General features: G+C 50.7%; 9 protein-coding genes, 4 tRNA genes and 6 pseudogenes. 15 read left to right on the top strand and 4 right to left on the bottom strand.

Annotated features, from left to right (window positions below):
* The first annotated feature begins 357 nt into the window (after positions 1–357).
* From gltB to DZ54_RS0111175, 6 genes and pseudogenes are all read left to right on the top strand, one after another.
* A pseudogene (gltB, locus tag DZ54_RS21115) lies at positions 358–4,823 on the top strand (glutamate synthase large subunit).
* Between the two features lie 12 nt (positions 4,824–4,835).
* Positions 4,836–6,249 (top strand): annotated as a pseudogene (locus DZ54_RS21110) (FAD-dependent oxidoreductase).
* A 102-nt stretch (positions 6,250–6,351) separates the two neighbouring features.
* Positions 6,352–7,047 carry a 5'-methylthioadenosine/adenosylhomocysteine nucleosidase gene (locus tag DZ54_RS0111190; protein WP_025674145.1) on the top strand — a complete coding sequence of 232 codons (696 nt, stop codon included), beginning with the start codon at positions 6,352–6,354 and terminating at the stop codon, positions 7,045–7,047.
* 14 nt (positions 7,048–7,061) lie between these two features.
* On the top strand, positions 7,062–7,751 hold the full coding sequence (locus DZ54_RS21105; protein ID WP_051416005.1) for a cobalamin biosynthesis protein: 690 nt from the start codon (positions 7,062–7,064) through the stop codon (positions 7,749–7,751).
* A gap of 281 nt (positions 7,752–8,032) precedes the next feature.
* Positions 8,033–8,887: a vitamin B12 ABC transporter substrate-binding protein BtuF gene (gene btuF, locus DZ54_RS0111180; RefSeq protein WP_128080508.1), complete on the top strand. Its 855-nt coding sequence runs from the start codon at positions 8,033–8,035 to the stop codon at positions 8,885–8,887.
* Positions 8,888–8,907: 20 nt separating this feature from the next.
* Positions 8,908–9,519: a TRIC cation channel family protein gene (locus DZ54_RS0111175; RefSeq protein ID WP_025674142.1), complete on the top strand. Its 612-nt coding sequence runs from the start codon at positions 8,908–8,910 to the stop codon at positions 9,517–9,519.
* A 55-nt stretch (positions 9,520–9,574) separates the two neighbouring features.
* Here the strand turns inward: DZ54_RS0111175 and tyrS are convergent, their stop codons facing one another.
* A complete protein-coding gene (gene tyrS / locus DZ54_RS0111170; RefSeq protein WP_025674140.1) occupies positions 9,575–10,762 on the bottom strand; it encodes a tyrosine--tRNA ligase in 1,188 nt (395 codons plus the stop codon).
* A gap of 244 nt (positions 10,763–11,006) precedes the next feature.
* Here tyrS and DZ54_RS21100 point away from each other — a divergent pair.
* Positions 11,007–12,328 (top strand): annotated as a pseudogene (locus DZ54_RS21100) (peptidoglycan DD-metalloendopeptidase family protein).
* 86 nt (positions 12,329–12,414) lie between these two features.
* On the opposite strand, the gene erpA reads toward DZ54_RS21100, so the two are convergent.
* Positions 12,415–12,756, bottom strand: a complete 342-nt coding sequence (gene erpA / locus DZ54_RS0111160) for an iron-sulfur cluster insertion protein ErpA (RefSeq protein WP_025674139.1) — start codon at positions 12,754–12,756, stop codon at positions 12,415–12,417.
* A gap of 213 nt (positions 12,757–12,969) precedes the next feature.
* On the opposite strand from erpA, the pseudogene hemL reads away from it, so the two are divergent.
* A pseudogene (gene hemL / locus DZ54_RS21095) lies at positions 12,970–14,257 on the top strand (glutamate-1-semialdehyde 2,1-aminomutase).
* Positions 14,258–14,383: 126 nt separating this feature from the next.
* On the opposite strand, the gene glsB reads toward hemL, so the two are convergent.
* Positions 14,384–15,304 carry a glutaminase B gene (gene glsB / locus DZ54_RS0111150; protein WP_025674138.1) on the bottom strand — a complete coding sequence of 307 codons (921 nt, stop codon included), beginning with the start codon at positions 15,302–15,304 and terminating at the stop codon, positions 14,384–14,386.
* An 82-nt stretch (positions 15,305–15,386) separates the two neighbouring features.
* Positions 15,387–16,103 (bottom strand): tRNA (guanosine(46)-N7)-methyltransferase TrmB, encoded by a 717-nt coding sequence (gene trmB, locus DZ54_RS0111145; protein WP_025674137.1) that lies wholly within the window; start codon positions 16,101–16,103, stop codon positions 15,387–15,389.
* Between the two features lie 201 nt (positions 16,104–16,304).
* Here trmB and mutY point away from each other — a divergent pair, with 201 nt between their 5' ends.
* From mutY to DZ54_RS0111110, 7 genes and pseudogenes are all read left to right on the top strand, one after another.
* On the top strand, positions 16,305–17,387 hold the full coding sequence (gene mutY, locus DZ54_RS0111140) for an A/G-specific adenine glycosylase (RefSeq protein ID WP_025674136.1): 1,083 nt from the start codon (positions 16,305–16,307) through the stop codon (positions 17,385–17,387).
* 3 nt (positions 17,388–17,390) lie between these two features.
* A pseudogene (locus DZ54_RS21090) lies at positions 17,391–17,662 on the top strand (oxidative damage protection protein).
* Positions 17,663–17,763: 101 nt separating this feature from the next.
* Positions 17,764–18,907 (top strand): annotated as a pseudogene (mltC, locus tag DZ54_RS21085) (membrane-bound lytic murein transglycosylase MltC).
* 135 nt (positions 18,908–19,042) lie between these two features.
* A tRNA-Phe gene (locus DZ54_RS0111125) sits at positions 19,043–19,118 on the top strand.
* A gap of 45 nt (positions 19,119–19,163) precedes the next feature.
* Positions 19,164–19,239, top strand: a tRNA-Thr gene (locus tag DZ54_RS0111120).
* A gap of 2 nt (positions 19,240–19,241) precedes the next feature.
* Positions 19,242–19,317: transfer RNA gene (locus tag DZ54_RS0111115), tRNA-Phe, on the top strand.
* Between the two features lie 4 nt (positions 19,318–19,321).
* Positions 19,322–19,397, top strand: a tRNA-Asn gene (locus DZ54_RS0111110).
* Positions 19,398–19,407: the final 10 nt, after the last annotated feature.

Genomic DNA, 19,407 nt, shown 5'->3' with positions numbered 1-19,407 from the left:
GCATAATTGCGAATTAGTCTATTGTTTCCCATTTTTTGAGGTTAAAGACACTATAAATCATCACGTTAAGTCGTCGATTTTCGTATGTGCCTATGCATAAAGATTGCATACAAAAATTTGACCTTTGCTGGGTTTCCCGTTAATTTGGAAGGTCGCTGAGTCGTGTTTTTCCCTTGTTTGGCTTGGTTATTGTTTTTAAAAACAGCGAGTTAAAAAACGAATAACCAACAAATCTCGTTAAAAAATCACAACATAACGGGAGCACAGTCACAAGGCTAAGCCCGCTCAGAGTGGTCAGGAGGATCACGACAATAAATGCAATCACTGCGCATCACGCAGTAGCAAGGGAGAATTGCAATGTCGCTGTACAACCCAATGCTGGAAAAAGATAACTGTGGTTTTGGCCTTATTGCCACCAAGAGGGACAGCCAAGCCACAAACTGGTTCGTACTGCTATCGCTGCACTTGACCGCATGACCCACCGAGGTGGTATCAACTCAGACGGTAAGACAGGCGATGGTTGTGGATTGCTGTTGCAAAAGCCAGACCGCTTTTTCCGCCTTATCGCTGAGCAAAATCAATGGAAGCTTAGCCGCCTTTACGCGGTAGGCATGATTTTTCTCAGCGCCGATCCCGTAAAAGCCCAACAAGCCAAACAACGCTTCGAGCAAGAAATCAACGCTGAAACACTGTCAGTGGTGGGATGGCGGACTGTTCCAACCAACCCGGACGTGCTTGGAGACATCGCCAAACAATCTCAACCAGTGATTGAGCAAGTTTTTGTGAATGGCCCAGCAGGCTGGCGGGCGCGCGATCTCGAGCGTCGCCTCTATATAGCCCGTCGCCGTGCCGAAAAAGCGCTCACCGATGACGCTGACTTTTATGTCACCAGCTTATCGACCCAAACGATTGTCTATAAAGGTCTGTGTATGCCGGCAGATTTGCCGCGCTTTTACACCGATTTAGCCGATCTCCGCCTGGAGTCCTCCATTTGCTTATTCCACCAGCGCTTTAGTACCAATACACAGCCGCGCTGGCCACTGGCACAACCGTTTCGGTATCTGGCCCATAATGGTGAAATCAACACCATTGAAGGTAACCGCCAGTGGGCGCAAACCCGTGCATATAAGTTTAACTCGCCGTTATTGCCAGATTTAAACCAAGCAGCGCCATTTGTGAATGAATCAGGCTCAGACTCATCCAGCCTCGATAACATGATGGAAGTTTTTCTGGCCGGTGGCATGGACTTATTCCGAGCCATGCGCCTGCTCGTGCCGCCCGCCTGGCAGAATCACCCGGATATGGATGACGAGCTCCGCGCATTCTACGATTTTAATTCAATGCACATGGAGCCTTGGGATGGCCCAGCCGGCATCGTGATGTCAGATGGTCGCTATGCCGCTTGTAACCTTGACCGAAATGGTCTGCGTCCCGCGCGTTATGTGATCACCAAAGACAAATTTATTACCTTGGCATCTGAAGTCGGCATCTGGGATTACGCGCCAGATGAAGTCGAGGAAAAAGGACGTGTAGGGCCCGGCGAGTTGCTGGTGATTGATACGCGAGAAGGAAAAATTTGGCACTCGGGTGAAATCGATAATGAGCTAAAAAGCCGCCATCCTTATCGCGAATGGCTCGATCAACATGTCCGTCGCCTAATCCCTTTTGAAGATCTGGATCCACAAACCAGTAAAGGCGGCCGTAACCTGCAAGATAGTCAGCTCAAGACTTATCAAAAGCTGTTTGGCATGTCGAACGAAGAAATTGATCAGGTGGTCAAGGTCCTGGGCGATATCGGCCAAGAAGCAACGGGCTCCATGGGCGATGATACGCCAATGGCGGTACTCTCTTCGCGTCCGCGCTGTGTCAGCGACTATTTCCGACAAAAATTTGCTCAGGTCACCAATCCCCCTATCGATCCGTTACGGGAAAATCACGTGATGTCATTAGCGACCTGTATTGGTCGAGAGATGAACGTCTTTTCCGAGACCGATGGTCATGCCGAACGTGTTGCCTTTAAATCGCCCGTGCTGCTGTTCTCGGATCTGGTCCAACTGCTGGATCTGAACGACACCTATTACCGCAACACGATTCTCGATATTAACTACAACCCGAACGAGAAAGATCTTCACCAAGCGATCCTGGACCTTTGTGACCAAGCTGAGCGCTGTGTCCGCGATGGCACCGTTTTGGTCGTGCTCTCTGATCGTAGTATTCATAAAAAGAGCCTGCCAATCCCAGCAGCCATGGCCGTCGGCGCCGTCCAGAAGCGTTTGGTCAGTCAGAACCTGCGCTGTGATGCCAACATCATCATTGAAACCGGTAGCGCTCGCGATGCACATCAGTTTGCCGTGCTACTCGGTTTTGGCGCCACCGCTGTTTATCCTTACTTGGCCTATGAAACGCTGGCCAACTTGGTCGACATTGGGGCGGTCAACAAACCCTATCATGATGTCATGGTGAACTTTCGTAATGGCATCAATAAAGGCCTTTACAAAATCATGTCGAAGATGGGCATTTCGACCATTGCCTCTTATCGTTGCTCGCAATTGTTTGAAGCGGTTGGTCTGCATGACGATGTGATTGAACTTTGCTTTAAAGGCGTCGCGAGTCGGATTCAAGGCGCAAATTTTGACGACTTCCAACAAGATTTAGTCAATCTTTCCCGCCGTGCATGGATCAAACGTAAACCGCTCGAACACGGTGGCTTGCTCAAATATGTGCATGACAGTGAGTACCATGCTTATAACCCCGATGTAGTGACCAACCTGCAAAGTGCGGTCCGCTCGGGTGAAGCCATGGATTACAAAACCTACGCCAACACCGTCAACGATCGTCCGGTCGCGACCTTGCGTGACTTAATGCGCTTAAAAAAGGCAGAGACTCCGATTACTCTCGAACGCGTTGAACCAGCGACCGAGTTGTTTAAACGCTTTGACTCGGCGGCGATGTCAATCGGTGCGTTAAGTCCAGAAGCCCATGAAGCGCTGGCTATTGCCATGAACCGTCTGGGCGGCCACTCCAATTCAGGGGAAGGCGGTGAAGATCCACGTCGCTTTAATAGTGAGCGTAATTCTCGGATCAAACAAATTGCCTCAGGTCGCTTTGGCGTTACCCCGCACTATTTAACCAACGCAGACGTGCTGCAAATAAAGGTCGCGCAAGGTGCGAAACCGGGCGAAGGCGGGCAGCTTCCAGGGCATAAAGTAACCGCGGAGATCGCGAAATTGCGCTTTTCCGTGCCTGGTGTCACCCTAATTTCACCGCCCCCTCACCATGACATCTACTCGATAGAAGACTTAGCGCAGCTGATCTTCGACTTAAAACAAGTCAATCCGCAGGCACTGGTCTCGGTTAAGCTGGTCTCGGAGCCAGGCGTTGGCACAATTGCCACTGGGGTCGCGAAAGCCTATGCCGATCTTATTACCATTTCTGGTTACGATGGCGGTACCGGTGCTAGCCCGTTAACGTCAGTGAAATATGCGGGTAGCCCTTGGGAGCTCGGCCTAGCCGAAACCCAACAAGCTCTAGTGGAAAATGGCTTACGCCACAAAATTCGCCTGCAAGTGGATGGTGGGTTAAAAACTGGCCTAGACATTATCAAAGCAGCGATTTTAGGCGCGGAGAGTTTCGGCTTTGGTACCGCCCCCATGGTCGCACTGGGCTGTAAATACCTGCGAATTTGCCATCTCAACAATTGCGCGACCGGCGTGGCAACCCAGGATGAAACCTTACGTCGGGATCACTTTAAAGGCCTGCCAGAGCAGGTAATGAACTTCTTCAAAGGACTCGGTGAAGAGGTGCGCGAACTGCTCGCTGAGCTCGGGGTCGAGAAACTCACCGATTTGATTGGGCGTACCGATTTATTAGAAGCGGTTGAAGGCTTTACCGCCAAGCAATTAAAGCTCGATTTAAGCCATATCCTTGAGGCCCCGACACCTTGGCTAGGGAAAACCTTATATTGCAGTGAGCCTAATACGCCATTCGATAAAGCGGAGCTGAACCAAACTCTGCTGAGTGAACTGAGTGAGGCCATTGAGGCGAATCGCAGCGCGAGCATTTATCGCTCGGTACGCAATACCGACCGCTCAGTCGGTGCTAGCTTGTCAGGCGTCATTGCGAAGCGCTATGGCAATGCCGGGATGGCGGCTAACCCGCTCGATATCCAGCTGCAAGGCACCGCCGGCCAGTCTTTGGGGGTATGGAATGCCGCTGGGGTCAACATCACTTTAATCGGTGATGCTAACGATTATGTCGGCAAAGGCATGAGTGGTGGCCAGATTGTTATCCGTCCACCCGTCGGTTCAGCGTTTGCAAGCCATGAGTCCACCATTATGGGTAACACCTGTCTATATGGTGCCACGGGCGGCAAACTCTTTGCTTCCGGAAAAGCAGGTGAGCGCTTTGCGGTCCGTAACTCGGGCGTCCATGCCATTGTGGAAGGCGCGGGCGATAACGCCTGTGAATACATGACAGGCGGTATTGTGGCCATTCTAGGTCGTACCGGTGTCAACTTTGGCGCGGGGATGACCGGCGGCTTTGCTTATGTGCTTGATGAAGAAGAAGACTTCCATGCCCATATCAACCCTGAATTGGTCGAGGCACTCTCACTGGAGGCCCTCACTATTCATCAGGAGCATTTACGTGGCTTGATTGCTCAGCACCTTGAGCTGACTGGCTCTGCTCGTGCAAAACAGCTGCTGGATGACTTTGATCATTGGGTACATCGCTTCTATTTGGTCAAACCCAAGGCGGCGGATGTAAATACCTTATTAGGCCATCAGAGTCGTAGCGCGACCGAGTTGCGCGTTCAGGCGCAGTAAAAGGAGGGACCCATGAGCCAGAACATCTATCAGTTTATTGATGTCCAGCGCATTGATCCGCGCAAAAAAGCGATTGAAACGCGCAAGATTGAGTTCGTTGAGATTTATGAACCTTTCACCGAAAAGGAAGTATCCGCCCAAGCTGACCGTTGCCTCGATTGTGGTAATCCGTATTGCGAATGGAAGTGTCCAGTACACAACTATATCCCGCAATGGCTAGAGCTTGCTAACCAAGGGCGGATTATTGAAGCGGTTGAACTGTCACACCAAACCAACAGCTTGCCAGAAGTCTGTGGTCGAGTATGTCCGCAAGACCGTCTATGCGAAGGTGACTGCACCCTCAACGACGATTTTGGCGCGGTGACTATCGGTAATGTCGAAAAATACATTACCGATAAAGCCTTTGAAATGGGCTGGAAGCCCGATATGTCACATGTCGAGTGGACAGATAAAAAAGTGGCAGTCATTGGTGCGGGGCCTGCCGGACTTGCCTGCGCCGATGTGTTAGTACGCAACGGCGTTAAACCTGTGGTTTTTGATCGCTTATCCTGAGATCGGTGGTCTACTTACCTTTGGCATCCCCTCCTTTAAACTGGAAAAAGATGTCATGCGTCATCGCCAACGTGTCTTTACCGAAATGGGGGTAGAGTTTCGTCTCAATACCGAAGTGGGTAAAGATATCGAGATGCAAACCCTAGTCGATGACTACGACGCGGTATTCTTAGGTGTGGGGACCTACAAATACATGCGTGCCGGACTTGCGAATGAAGATGCCCCCGGTGTCTTTGATGCCCTGCCTTTTTTAGTCTCCAACACCTATAAAGTGATGGATCTGGACCATGCGCCTGACTTTATCGATATGGCAGGAAAACGCGTCGTAGTGTTAGGCGGTGGGGATACCGCCATGGACTGTCTGCGTACATCGATTCGCCAACAAGCCGCCAGCGTCACCTGTGCTTACCGTCGTGACGAAGAAAACATGCCTGGCTCGCGCCGCGAGGTGAAAAACGCACGTGAGGAAGGGGTGAACTTTATGTTCAACCTTCAGCCTCTCGGCATTGAAGTGGACGATAACGGCAATGTCCGCGGCGTCACCGTAGTGAAAACCCAGCTCGGTGAGCCCGATGCCGCGGGTCGCCGCCGCCCCGAGCCGATTGAAGGCAGTGAGCACATGCTGGAAGCCGATGCGGTGATCATGGCCTTTGGTTTTCAGCCTCATGCGATGGAGTGGTTAGAACCTTATGATGTCGCGTTAGACGAACGAGGACGGATTCAAGCGCCCGCCAACGGTGAGATCTTATACCAAACCACGAATCCGCGGATCTTCTCTGGGGGGGATGCCGTACGCGGCTCAGACTTGGTAGTCACCGCTATTGATGAAGGCCGTAAAGCGGCTGAAGGGATCATGGATTACCTCGAAGTTTAAACCAGTCAAGCTCATAGACAGCATCAGAAGTGCCTCAAAGGAGGCACTTTTTTATTGCCTCATGTACACTAACAGCATTCACGCGCGAACAGGATTATAACCATGAAAATCGGCATTATTGGCGCAATGGAGCAAGAAGTGACTCTGCTGCGCGACAAGTTAACCAACCTAACGACGCACCATGAGGGCGGTTGCACTTTCTTCTCCGGAACCTTACAAGGCCATGATATCGTCTTGTTGCAGTCAGGGATTGGTAAAGTATCGGCGGCCATTGGCACCAGCTTGCTGCTATCACAATTCAAGCCTGACTGGGTGATCAACACAGGTTCGGCCGGTGCTTTCGAGCCCTCGCTCAATGTTGGAGACGTGGTAGTGTCTTCTCAGGTTTGTTATCACGATGCGGACGCAACCGCATTTGGCTATCAAATGGGGCAAGTGCCACAGCAGCCAGCTGTATTTGAATCGGATGAAGCCTTGATGCAATTAGCTGAGAAAGCAGTCGACGCTCATACTCATGTGGTTCGCGGGCTGATTTGTACCGCGGATACCTTCGTCCACACTGACGCGCATCGCCAACATATCCACACTCACTTCCCCGGTGCCGTTGCCGCAGAAATGGAGGCGGCTGCCATTGCGCAAGTGTGTGCCCAATTCAAAACCCCGTTTGTGGTCGTCCGTGCCATTTCTGACGTGGTCGCAGAAAAAGAATCGCCCATGACCTTTGAAGAATTTTTGCCGTTGGCAGCAAAAAGCTCCTCCGCCATGGTCGAAAAAATGGTGGCGCTAATTAACGCATAACGCGGCTGACTCTCATGGATGCTTTGCTTAACCCGCAACAATGGATGATGCTGGCCGCCAACCACGGAAGCTTATGGGCGCTGTGGTTGGCGGTGCTGATCCACTGGTTACTGCCGCTCTCAAGCCAACACTCTCCTTTTCAGTATTGGCAACAGTATGCTGTATTACTGGCCAGTCAAGTCAATAAAAACACCGACCCAAAACAGCAGCGCAAACTCGCGGGCGGCCTCGCCTTAGCCTTGATGTGCGGCACCTTGGCGATTTTATTTATTGCTGCTCGAGAGTTGGTTTGGTCACGTCCACTCTTTGATGCTATTTTGCTTTGGCTCGCATTAGCGTGGCGACCGATTGACCAATTTGGACACGCGCTCGCACAGGCCATTGATGAACATGATAAGGGCGCAGCGCGTGCGTTGCTTGCAACACAGGTAAACCGAGACACTGAATCTTTGTCGTTGATCGGCATCGGCAAAGCCGGTGCCGAGACGCTGATCCTTGGCACGGCTCGGCATGGTGCCTGTGTGATCTTTTATTATGTGCTCGCCGGTGGCGTCGGCGCCCTTTTATATACCAGTGTGGTTCACCTCCACCGCGTCTGGTCACCCAGCCGACTGGCCTATTATCATTCGGCCTTGCAACAGCGCGGTTACTCAACCTACTCGACACCATTCCAATGGCGCTATTTGCCCTCGTATTGGCGCTAGGTCGCGCACCATGGACGCATCTTAACGCTTGCTGGCAACAAGGTCGTCGCTGGCGCACACCCGGTCCAGGTTGGTTGCTCGCCTGTGCAGGAAGCCGGTTCCAGTTGTCACTCGGTGGGCCAGCTATCTATCGAGGCACGAAAACCCTCAGAACCAAAATTGGCTACGGGGTCACCCCGGCGTGTTATCACTTGTTACTCTTGCGTTTGAAGTTAAAACACAGTGTTTTAATTTGGCTTGGGTTAAGCTCTTTGCTTCTTATTCTCTAAGGACACTGATTTATGCCTCGTTTTCGCGCCGGCCTTGTGTTGCTTTCTTCTATGTGTAGACCTGTGTTTCTTATCTCACTTTGGGGACTGGCTTTCAGCGCTTATGCCGCCTCACCTCGAGTGATCAGCCTTGCCCCTCATGCGACTGAGCTCGCCTATGCCGCTGGGCTCGGCTCCAATCTAGTGGCAGCCAGCGCCTACAGTGATTACCCAGATCAAGCAAAGTCGCTTGAACGGGTGGCCAACTACCGCGGGGTAAAATTAGAACGCATTATCGCCCTCAAGCCTGACTTGATCCTGGCCTGGCGTGGCGGCAACCCCCCTAAACCGCTAGAAACTCTCGCTAAGATGGGATTTGAGATTCGTTACATTAACCCCAGTCAGCTTAGCGACATTGGCCAGTTTATTCGCGAGTTAGGCCGCTACAGTAAGACGCCTGATATCGCCACACGCAACGCAAAAGCCTTTGATAAAAAGCTCGCACAGTTGAAAGCGCGTTATCAGGACGCGCAAGCTGTACGCTATTTTTATCTGCTCAGCGATACGCCATTAATGACCGCCAGCGATCGTGCGTGGCCTAGCCAGCTTTTTACCCTTTGTGGCGGTGAAAATATCTTTGCTGACAGCCCTGCTGCCTATCCACAAGTCAATATGGAACAGGTAATCACCCGCTTACCACAGACAATGTTTTATACCGGTACGACGCTCCCCGAACCTTGGCAGTCGATGACCAACTTACTGCCCGAGCAAGCGCAACGTTTTACCTGGTCACTGAATCCTGACTGGTTAACCCGCGCCACACCGCGCGCACTCAATGCCGCAGAGCAAATTTGTACCGCCCTCGATAAAGTCCGTCACGCGCAATAGGACCTAGCATGACACAAACCATGATTCTGTATTTATTCGATTTGTTTGGCACCGCCGTTTTTGCTATTTCAGGGGTGTTAGTGGCCGGCCGCTTGCGAATGGATCCCTTTGGTGTGGTGGTGTTAGCCTGTGCCACGGCCATTGGTGGTGGTACCGTCAGAGATATGGCGATGGGCGCTACCCCGGCGTTTTGGATCACGGACACACTCTATATTTGGGTCATTTTAGCCACCTGTGTCATGACCATGTTGCTGATCCGCCATCCTCGCCGTCTACCTTGGTATGTGCTGCCTTGCGCGGATGCGATTGGTTTGGCGGTATTTGTCGGTATTGGCGTAGATAAAGCATTAAGCTATGGTGCATCGCCACTTGTCGCGGTGATCATGGGGGTCATAACGGCCTGTGGCGGCGGCATTATTCGTGATGTGCTCGCGCGGGAAGTGCCCATGGTGCTACGCACAGAGGTGTATGCCACTGCCTGTATCGCCGGTGGCATTGTCCATACCCTTGCTATCGAAGTCAGTCCAGACACGATCACGGCTTCTCTCGCCGGTATGCTGACCACCTTACTGATCCGTTTAGCGGCGATTCGCTGGCATTTATCTTTACCGCCGTTCGCGCTAGACCGCTAACTAAAAAGCCCTTGCGTCACAGCAAGGGCTTTTTTGATTAACGAGTGCAACGTATTTAGCTTAACGTCACGCGAGCAAACTTGCGTTTACCCACTTGGTAAACCGCTTCACCCGCGGCAGGCACCAATTTGGTGTCTTCTACCTTTTTACCGTCAATCTTCACTGCGCCTTGGCGAACCATACGCAGTGCATCAGACGTTGAGCTCACCAGTCCCGCCTCTTTCAGTAGGTTACCAATCGCGATGCCTTGTTCAAAGGTAAAGCTTGGCATCTCATCCGGCATCGCGCCTTTTTGGAAACGATTAATAAAAGTTTGCTCCGCCGCGTCACCATCAGCGTCTGAGTGGAAACGAGCGATGATTTCTTTCGCCAGCAAGATCTTAATATCACGGGGGTTTTTACCCGCTTGAACATCTTGCTTAAACTGCGCGACGTCTTCCAGCGGACGGAACGACAATAGTTCGTAGTAGTCCCACATCAGATCGTCAGAAATCGACATAATTTTACCAAACATATCGTCAGGGCTGTCGCTCACACCGATGTAGTTATGGGCCGATTTAGACATCTTTTTAACACCATCAAGGCCGACCAATAACGGCATCGTCATCACGACTTGTGGCTTTTGCCCCGCTTGTTTTTGCAGCTCACGCCCCATCAGCAAGTTAAACTTTTGGTCGGTCCCGCCCAGCTCAACATCCGCTTCCAATGCGACCGAGTCGTAGCCTTGCAAGAGTGGGTAGATAAACTCATGAATGGCGATCGCTTGGTTGCTGGTATAACGCTTTTTAAAGTCATCACGTTCAAGCATACGCGCCACGGTTGAGCTTGCCGCGAGACGAATCATGCCATCAGTGCCCAATTCGCCCAGCCACTTAGAGTTAAACTCGATACGTGTTTTGGCAGGATCTAAAATTTTAAAGACCTGCTCTTTGTAGGTTTCTGCATTTGCCAGTACCTGCTCACGTGTCAATGGTGGGCGGGTCGTGTTTTTGCCGCTCGGATCGCCAACCATCCCGGTATAATCACCAATCAAAAAGATCACTTCATGGCCAAGCGCTTGAAAAGCTCGAAGCTTATTTAAGATCACTGTGTGACCAAGGTGGATATCCGGTGCTGTAGGATCCGCACCGAGCTTAATGCGAAGAGGACGATCCTCTTTCAGCTTTGCCACCAGCTCGTCTTCCGGGATTACTTCATCTACGCCACGTTTTAGTTCTGCTAGCGCGGCTTCAAGGCTCGCCATAGTCTCTTGCTCCTACCCAATAGGCAAAAATGTGATAAACAGACATATTACTCGAATAGCGACAGTTTTTGAAACCAGTTAAACTGATAGACTGTATACAGGGTGTGCGCAGTGGCTGCCATCAAAAAATGTTTGTGGTCTTTGTGTCAGCCGTGTCAAATCTACTTCAGGGCATCATCCCCAATAAAACCGATTGGGTGTCTGACTGTCATAACTTTATTCGTAGTGATTCAATATAGCCTTCATGCCGTTAAATAAACTCGCAGCCTTACCCAAGTTACATAAAGTCATTATCGGTGCATTAAGTGCCTTCGTGGTCTTATTAATGTTGGTGCCAGATGGTGCCAATACGCCGCGGCCTCAACCTAATTTTGAACCTGGCAAACACTACCCTGTCCCTGTGGATGCCGTCTCGTTACTGCCACCACAAGGTGAAATGCCCGCCCGATTTAACCGCACTATCCATTGGTCCACTTATGAGGTCCAGCCGGTGAAAGCATGGCGTTACTGTTTAATCGCGCAGGCCTCAGCCCAACGGATCTCTATCGCCTCGTTAATGCCGATGAACGAACCCAGAGCTTGGCGTATCTGAACCCGGGTGATGAAGTACGCTTAGGCGTCAATGACAGCGGCGAGTTGGTGCAACTGATTCAGCCACGTGGTAGCAATGAAACCCTGATCGTCAATAAGATCGACAACACCTATCAATCTCGCATAGAAACCAAACACGTTGATACGCAGATAAATTTTGCCCGAGCCACCATCACATCGAGCTTTTGGCAAGCCGCTTCTGGCGCGGGCCTCACCCCGAATCAAATCATGCAACTGGCGGGAATTTTCGGCTGGGATGTCGATTTCGCCCTCGATATTCGTAACGGGGACAGTTTTTCAGTCTTGTATGAAGAGGAGTTTGTCGAAGGCGAACACATTGGCAGCGGTAATATTCTTGCTGCCACGTTTACTAACCGTGGTGAAACCTTTACCGCCGTGCGGGCAGAAAGTGGCAAATACTACACACCAACCGGTAAAGCGATGAAAAAAGCCTTCTTGCGCTCGCCGGTGAACTTTAGATATGTCAGTTCAAACTTTAATCCACGTCGCTTGCACCCAGTGACAGGTCGGGTCAAGCCGCATCGCGGCACCGATTATGTCGCACCGGTTGGTACGCCGATTAAAGCGGCCGGTGACGGTATCGTGATGAAAGCGTCTTATAATCGCTTTAACGGCAATTATGTCTTTATCCGCCATAGTTCGACATACATCACTAAGTATTTGCACCTGACAAAACGCAAAGTGAAAACCGGTCAGCGCGTTAAACAAGGCGATATCGTCGGTACGCTTGGGTCAACAGGACGTGTAACGGGTGCCCACTTACATTACGAATTCTTGGTGAATGGTGTGCATAAGAATCCACGCACTGTTGAATTGCCAGAAGCTAAGTCACTGCAAGGCAAAGATAAGCGTGACTTTGTTCGCTTGGCAGAATCTCGAATGGCGCAGTTGAGTAAGTTTAACCAACTGCTGGCCACGGTAGGCAGCTTGAACCATTATAACCGCGGTGGTTAAACGGATTCTCGCGATAAAAAACGGCGCTCATCGGCGCCGTTTTTTGTGATGGAACGAAAACATTGTGCGTATATCGCCGCCGACAGTTAGACGCTAAATGATGCACCACAGCCACACGTGGTGGTGGCATTCGGGTTATCAATGAAAAAGCGCGAGCCTTCTAGCCCCTCGGTGTAGTCGACTTTCCCCCCCATTAAATACTGTAAGCTCATGGGATCAACCACCAGCATAACGCCGCTTTTCTCGATCTCCATATCGCCTTCATTGACGCTTTCGTCGAAGGTAAAACCATACTGGAAGCCGCTACAGCCACCACCGGTAATATAGACACGTAACTTCAGGTTTGGATTTTCTTCTTCCTGAATCAGCGTCTTTACCTTGGTCGCCGCGGCCTCGGAAAACTCTAACGGCAAAGGTGCTTCGCTCATTGTTACCTCACATGCTCTTGGTGCTAAGTATTGGATTATCTAATACCTGAGTAAAGTGTTCAAGTATTGCGCGCTTGATCGCAATTGTGATCAGTACGTATTAATTGCCAAACTTGTCTCAATGAAATCATACTCTACCTCGCCAGTGATCCGTATCTTTGGTTAAAATACACCGACGCAATATAGGCAAAGCCTTACCTAACAGGATATGTCATGACCAAATCAGCACAACTTTTTCAACAAGCTAGACGCACCATTCCTGGTGGCGTGAACTCTCCCGTGCGTGCATTTGCCGGTGTCGGCGGTGACCCTGTCTTTATGGAACGTGCTGATGGCGCGTACATCTTTGATGCCGACGGCAAAGCTTACATCGACTACGTCGGTTCTTGGGCCTGATTTTAGGCCACAACCACGCATCTATTCGCGAAGCCGTGGTTGATGCCGCTCAGCGCGGACTAAGCTTTGGTGCCCCCACCGAAAGTGAAACAACCTTGTCAGAGCTGGTTGCCGAGCTTGTGCCTTCAATGGAAATGGTGCGCATGGTGAACTCTGGCACCGAAGCGACCATGAGTGCGATTCGTCTCGCTCGAGGTTTTAGCAAACGCGATAAGTTCATCAAATTTGAAGGCAACTATCACGCCATGGTGACTGCTTACTGGTAAAAGCAGGATCAGGCGCGCTCACCCTCGGCGAGCCAAACTCACCAGGGGTACCGGCAGACTTTGCCAAACATACACTTACCTGCACCTATAACGACCTTGACTCGGTACGCCAAACGTTCGAGACCTACCCTGATGAAGTGGCCTGCATCATTGTCGAGCCAGTCTCCGGCAATATGAACTGCGTGCCACCACAGCCCGGTTTCTTACAAGGCCTGCGCGCGCTATGCGACGAATTTGGTGCCCTATTAATCTTTGATGAGGTGATGACAGGCTTTCGCGTAGCGCTCGGCGGCGCACAAGCCTATTACGACGTCAAACCGGACTTGACCACCCTTGGTAAGATCGTAGGGGGCGGAATGCCTGTGGGTGCGTTTGGTGGTCGTCGTGATGTCATGGGGTACCTAGCGCCTACCGGCCCGGTTTATCAGGCGGGTACCTTGGCCGGTAACCCAGTCGCTATGGCTGCAGGCTTCGCGTGTCTGAGTGAACTACGCCAACCTGGAAACCATCATTACCTGACCAGTGTCACCAAACAATTAGCGGATGGTTTCAAAGCCTTGGCCGATAAACATGGTATTGCATTAGCCACCAACCGAGCCGGAGCGATGTTTGGTTTCTTTTTTACTGACCAAGACACGGTCACTTGCTTCAAAGACGTGCAGCAGTGCGATACAGAGCGCTTTAAGCGTTTCTTCCACTTAATGCTCGAGCAAGGTATCTATCTGGCACCATCTGCGTTTGAAGCCTGCTTTACCTGCTTAGCGCACGGCCAAAAGGAAATTGATGCGACACTGGCGGCTGCCGACCACGCCTTCGCCACCCTCGCGGCCCAAAGCTAAACGACCACGCTAGCCTAGCAGTTATGTACATCGACTGTTAGGTATACATAGCTATCGCCGTGATGCAGAGAATTCAAACGCCCCGCGACTGGCTCGCGGGGCGTTTTTATTAAAAATAACTTAGCGTTAAAAAATAGAGCGTCCAATCCGAGCCGATAACAATTCTAAGGCTGCGGTGCCTGCTAACGAATTGCCTGATGGATCCAACTCTGGCGACCAAACGGCAATCGACATCTCACCCGGCACAATCGCAATAATCCCGCCGCCAACCCCTGACTTTCCTGGCATCCCCACGCGGTAGGCAAATTCGCCAGCGCCATCATACAAACCACACGTAGCGAGAAGTGCATTCATTTGTTTACTTTGCGTGGGGGTTAGAATACGTGTCTTTCCTGAGAACGGCGTGCCTTGATTGGCAAGATAGAAAAAGGTTTTGGCCAAATCCACGCAGCTCATTTCTAATGCACAATAATGGAAGTAATTGGTGAGTACTGGGACCACTTCATTATCAAAATTGCCAAACGCGCGCATCAGATAAGCAATCGCCGCATTGCGATCACTGTGCTGCATTTCTGAATCCGCCACCACCTTGTCATAACAAAGATGCGGGTTACCCGCTAAGTGACGCACAAACTCCAGCATCCGCTGGCGAGGGGCTGATTGGCGAGTGTGCAGCATATCACTGACGACCAAGGCGCCCGCATTAATAAACGGATTACGCGGGATCCCTTGCTCCATTTCAAGCTGAATTAATGAGTTAAATGCTTGGCCCGACGGCTCTTTCCCAACCCGTTGCCATATTTCTTCCGCGCGATAGTTTTGCATCGCCAATGTCAGGCTTAATGCCTTAGATATTGACTGGATAGAAAAGGCTTCGTCAGCATCACCCGCGGTGATCACGTCTCCATCGTTGTAGCAAACCGCCATGCCAAGTTTATGATTAGGCACACCTGCGAGGGCAGGAATGTAACCAGCCACCTTACCGCGACCGATTAAAGGGCGGACATCATCAAGGATTTTCGCTAACAGTTGAGGGCTAGGTTTCACCAACAAGATCCTTTTACAACAGGAGACAAAAAAGCCAACCTGAGGTTGGCTTTAGGCTTAAACGTATGGACGCCTTAGCACATTACGCTGTGCGTGTGTATTTGATATCCCACACACCATGGCCAAGACGCTGTCCGCGCTGTTCAAACTTGGTCAGTGGGCGCTCTTCAGGACGAGGGACATAATAGCCCTCTTTCGCCACACTTTGATAGTGAGGCGCCGCTTCCATCACTTCAATCATATGCTCGGCATAATTTTCCCAGTCCGTCGCCATATGGAATACGCCGCCCATTTTCAGCTTGTCGCGCACCATTTCAGCAAACGGCAACTGCACGATACGACGCTTGTGGTGACGCTTTTTGTGCCATGGGTCAGGGAAGAAAAGTTGTACCGTATCCAAGCTTTCTTTCGGCAACATTTGCTCAAACACTTCGACCGCATCGTGGCACATGACACGTAGATTGCTGACACCGGCTTCACGCGCCGCCATCAAGCACGCACCCACACCCGGAGTGTGCACTTCAATACCCACAAAGTTCTTCTCAGGGGCATTCTTTGCCATCTCTACCAAGGAGGCACCCATGCCAAAGCCAATTTCTAGCACCACAGGATTGTTATTACCAAACACCTGCTGCCAATCAAGCTCGGTGGCGTCAAAGTCAATCCCCATGGTCGGCCAGGATTCGTTTAGCGCTTGCTCTTGCCCTTTGGTTAAACGGCCTTCGCGACGCACAAAGCTGCGTACTTTACGAATAACTTTGCCATCCTCGGTGAGTTCGGTTTTAGTGACTTCAGTCATGATTGGGTGCCTGTGATGCAGTAATAATGATGCCGATAAACGTCACCATCGATTGTTGGAAATCTAAACGGACTGCGCATTATGCAAAGTTTTTGCGATAGCGCAAGATGGACGCGCTGATCCTATTAGTACGCCCTACCGTTAGTGTACCCTGTGGCCTGCCTTTGTGCACGTGTGAGCAAAACAATAAGAGAGAACACAGTGAGTCAATCTTTTTCCGACGCCATCTTAAAATGGTATGAGCAATATGGTCGTAAAACCTTACCTTGGCAGCAAAACAAAACGCCTTACAAGGTATGGCTAAGTGAGATCATGCTGCAGCAAACACAAGTGAGCACGGTAATCCCTTACTTTGAGCGTTTTATGGCACGGTTTCCGACCGTCGCCGACTTAGCCCATGCAGAGCAAGACGAAGTCCTTCACTTATGGACAGGCCTAGGCTATTACGCCCGTGCCCGGAACCTTCACAAAGCGGCACAAGTGATTGCCAACCACCATGATGGTGTATTCCCGACCACGCTCGATGAGGTCATGGCGCTGCCTGGCGTCGGCCGTTCAACCGCTGGCGCGGTGCTATCTTTATCGCTCAATCAACCGCACCCTATTCTCGATGGCAACGTCAAACGTACCCTCGCACGCTGTTTTGCCGTCGAAGGTTGGCCGGGGAAAAAGCCCGTCGAAAACCAACTCTGGTCAATCGCTGAATCACTGACCCCAACCGAAAACACAGACAAATACAACCAAGCCATGATGGATATGGGGGCGATGGTATGCACACGAAGCAAACCTAAATGCGAGCTGTGCCCAGTAGCCGAGCGCTGTGAGGCCCGCGCGCAAGGCCGCCAACTCGACTTTCCGGGCAAAAACCGAAAAAGAACCTTACCGGTCAAACAAACCAGCTTTTTACTGATCCAGTATCAAGATGAGATCTGGTTAGAGCAACGACCACCAAGCGGCCTTTGGGGCGGGTTATGGTGCTTGCCTGAAGCGGCGGAGCACACGCTCGATGCTGATATTGCTGATAAGCTACATACTACCAAACCGGTAAAAACTGAGGTCTTAACCGCTTTTAGGCACACATTTAGTCATTTTCACTTAGATATTGTACCGATTAAAGTCTCGGTGGCTGAGCGACCGCAAATCATCATGGAAGCCAACCAAGGGCTTTGGTATAACTTATCACACCCTGCAAAAGTAGGATTAGCAGCCCCAGTGAAAAAGCTGTTAACCTTGCTTGAACATGAGCGCCAACAATCTCTAACTGGCGATAGACAAGGAGCCTAGATTATGAGCCGTACCGTATTTTGCCAACGCCTCCAAAAAGAAGCCGATGGGCTCGATTTTCAACTCTATCCGGGTGAGTTGGGCAAACGCATTTATGACAACATTTGCAAAGAAGCCTGGGCGGAATGGCAAAAAAACAAACCATGCTGATCAATGAAAAAAAACTCAACATGATGGATCCTGAACACCGCAAGGTCATTGAACAAGAAATGATCAATTTTTTGTTTGAAGGAAAAGATGTAAAAATCGATGGGTATGTCCCACCTGAAGCATAAATTCCGCGGGGTCGCCCACACCTAGGCGGCTTGATCACAGCAACGCACCCGCATTGTGTTACGCTCAATGCGGGTGTTTTTTTATCCTATTGCAATCAAAGATGACACGAATATTCTGTTTGTTAGTGTGCTGTTGTAGCGCATTGCTCGCCGGCTGTAGTCGAGAAAGTGTAGAAAAATATGTGGGAGTGGATTACCAAACCACGAACCGGTTTGCTAAAAACTTGGCGCCTATCCCCGGGCAGTTCGAAAAAGATATTGATGCACTGAATCAGCTTATCAGCCAATTTACCGGCAAAATCGAAGTCCGCTGGGGCGAAGATCAAGTCTTTGTGTCCGGTAAGCGTGATTACGTCAAATACACAGATAATTACAAAAGCCGCGCACGTATCGACTTTGAGCGTGGTGTGATCCAAGTAGAAACGGTAGCAACTGACGCTCCGAAAGATCACCTCAAACAAGCCATTATCACCACCCTATTAACCCCTCGCGATCCTGCTTCTGTGGATCTTTACTCTGCAGCCAAAGTCCCGCTGACGGGGCGCCCGTTTCTCGAGGGGCAAGTGGTTGATCACGAAGGTAAAGCTATCACCTGGCAATGGCGGGCCAATCGCTTTGCTGACTACCTTATTGACCAGCGACTAAAGAAAAAACAAGTCCGCTTCCAAAACATGTATTTTGTCACCATCCCGATGGTGAAAGATCATGCCGCGCAACGAAGCTATCAATACGCCGATATTGTCCGCCGTGCCTCTGAACGTTATGGCATTTCTGAAAAGCTGATTTATGCGATTATTAAAACAGAAAGCAGTTTTAACCCATATGCGGTTAGCTGGGCCAATGCGTATGGGTTGATGCAAGTGGTGCCCAAAACCGCGGGACGCGATGTGTTCAAGCTGGTAAAAAAACGTCGCGGCCAGCCAACACCTAAGTATCTTTTTGATCCAGAAAAAAACATTGATACGGGGACAGCCTATTTCTATATCCTCAAAAATCGGTACCTCAAAGCAGTACGTGACCCACTTTCTTTGCACTACAGTATGATTTCAGCCTAGTAACGGGGGAACCGGCAATGTGCTACGCACCTTTGATAATAACCGCGATCGAGCAATGCAAGACTTGAATAAGCTAAAACCTAACCAAGTCTACTGGGCGCTGACCAATCGTCACCCCTCTTCGGAGTCAAGACGCTACTTGCAGAAGGTTACGCGCTATCAAAAAGACTTCGCGCAACGTCCCCAGTAACCCGCGATAAGGATCGCATTTTTGTGTGTTTTTGTCGCACTTCGCTGTCTTTTTATCCAAACAAAGCGATATACGGAGTTTTTCAAAAAAACAGTTGACGGTGAGACCGAAAATCCGTTTAATAGCGCCCCGTTAGCCCGGATAGCTCAGTCGGTAGAGCAGGGGATTGAAAATCCCCGTGTCGGTGGTTCGATTCCGCCTCCGGGCACCATATAATGAAATAATGGTGTGACACACAGTATTTCGCGATTTGTGTGCCGGCTTAGCTCAGTTGGTAGAGCAACTGACTTGTAATCAGTAGGTCGCCAGTTCGACTCCGGCAGCCGGCACCATTGCCTCGATAGCTCAGTTGGTAGAGCAGGGGATTGAAAATCCCCGTGTCGGTGGTTCGATTCCGCCTCGAGGCACCATTATTCCCCCATAGTTCAGTTGGTAGAACGGCGGACTGTTAATCCGTATGTCACTGGTTCGAGTCCAGATGGGGGAGCCACATTAAGAAA

The sequence above is a fragment of the Salinivibrio socompensis S35 genome (genome assembly GCF_000513715.1).
Classification (GTDB): Bacteria; Pseudomonadota; Gammaproteobacteria; order Enterobacterales; family Vibrionaceae; genus Salinivibrio; species Salinivibrio socompensis.
This window is presented reverse-complemented; position numbering and strand designations above follow the sequence as displayed.

Excerpts from the sequence above, each read along its gene's own strand:
- DZ54_RS0111190 (WP_025674145.1), top strand. The coding sequence starts at position 6,352 with ATGAAAATCGGCATTATTGGCGCAATGGAGCAAGAAGTGACTCTGCTG.
- DZ54_RS21105 (WP_051416005.1), top strand. The coding sequence starts at position 7,062 with ATGGATGCTTTGCTTAACCCGCAACAATGGATGATGCTGGCCGCCAAC.
- btuF (WP_128080508.1), top strand. The coding sequence starts at position 8,033 with ATGCCTCGTTTTCGCGCCGGCCTTGTGTTGCTTTCTTCTATGTGTAGA.
- DZ54_RS0111175 (WP_025674142.1), top strand. The coding sequence starts at position 8,908 with ATGATTCTGTATTTATTCGATTTGTTTGGCACCGCCGTTTTTGCTATT.
- tyrS (WP_025674140.1), bottom strand. The coding sequence starts at position 10,762 with ATGGCGAGCCTTGAAGCCGCGCTAGCAGAACTAAAACGTGGCGTAGAT.
- erpA (WP_025674139.1), bottom strand. The coding sequence starts at position 12,756 with ATGAGCGAAGCACCTTTGCCGTTAGAGTTTTCCGAGGCCGCGGCGACC.
- trmB (WP_025674137.1), bottom strand. The coding sequence starts at position 16,103 with ATGACTGAAGTCACTAAAACCGAACTCACCGAGGATGGCAAAGTTATT.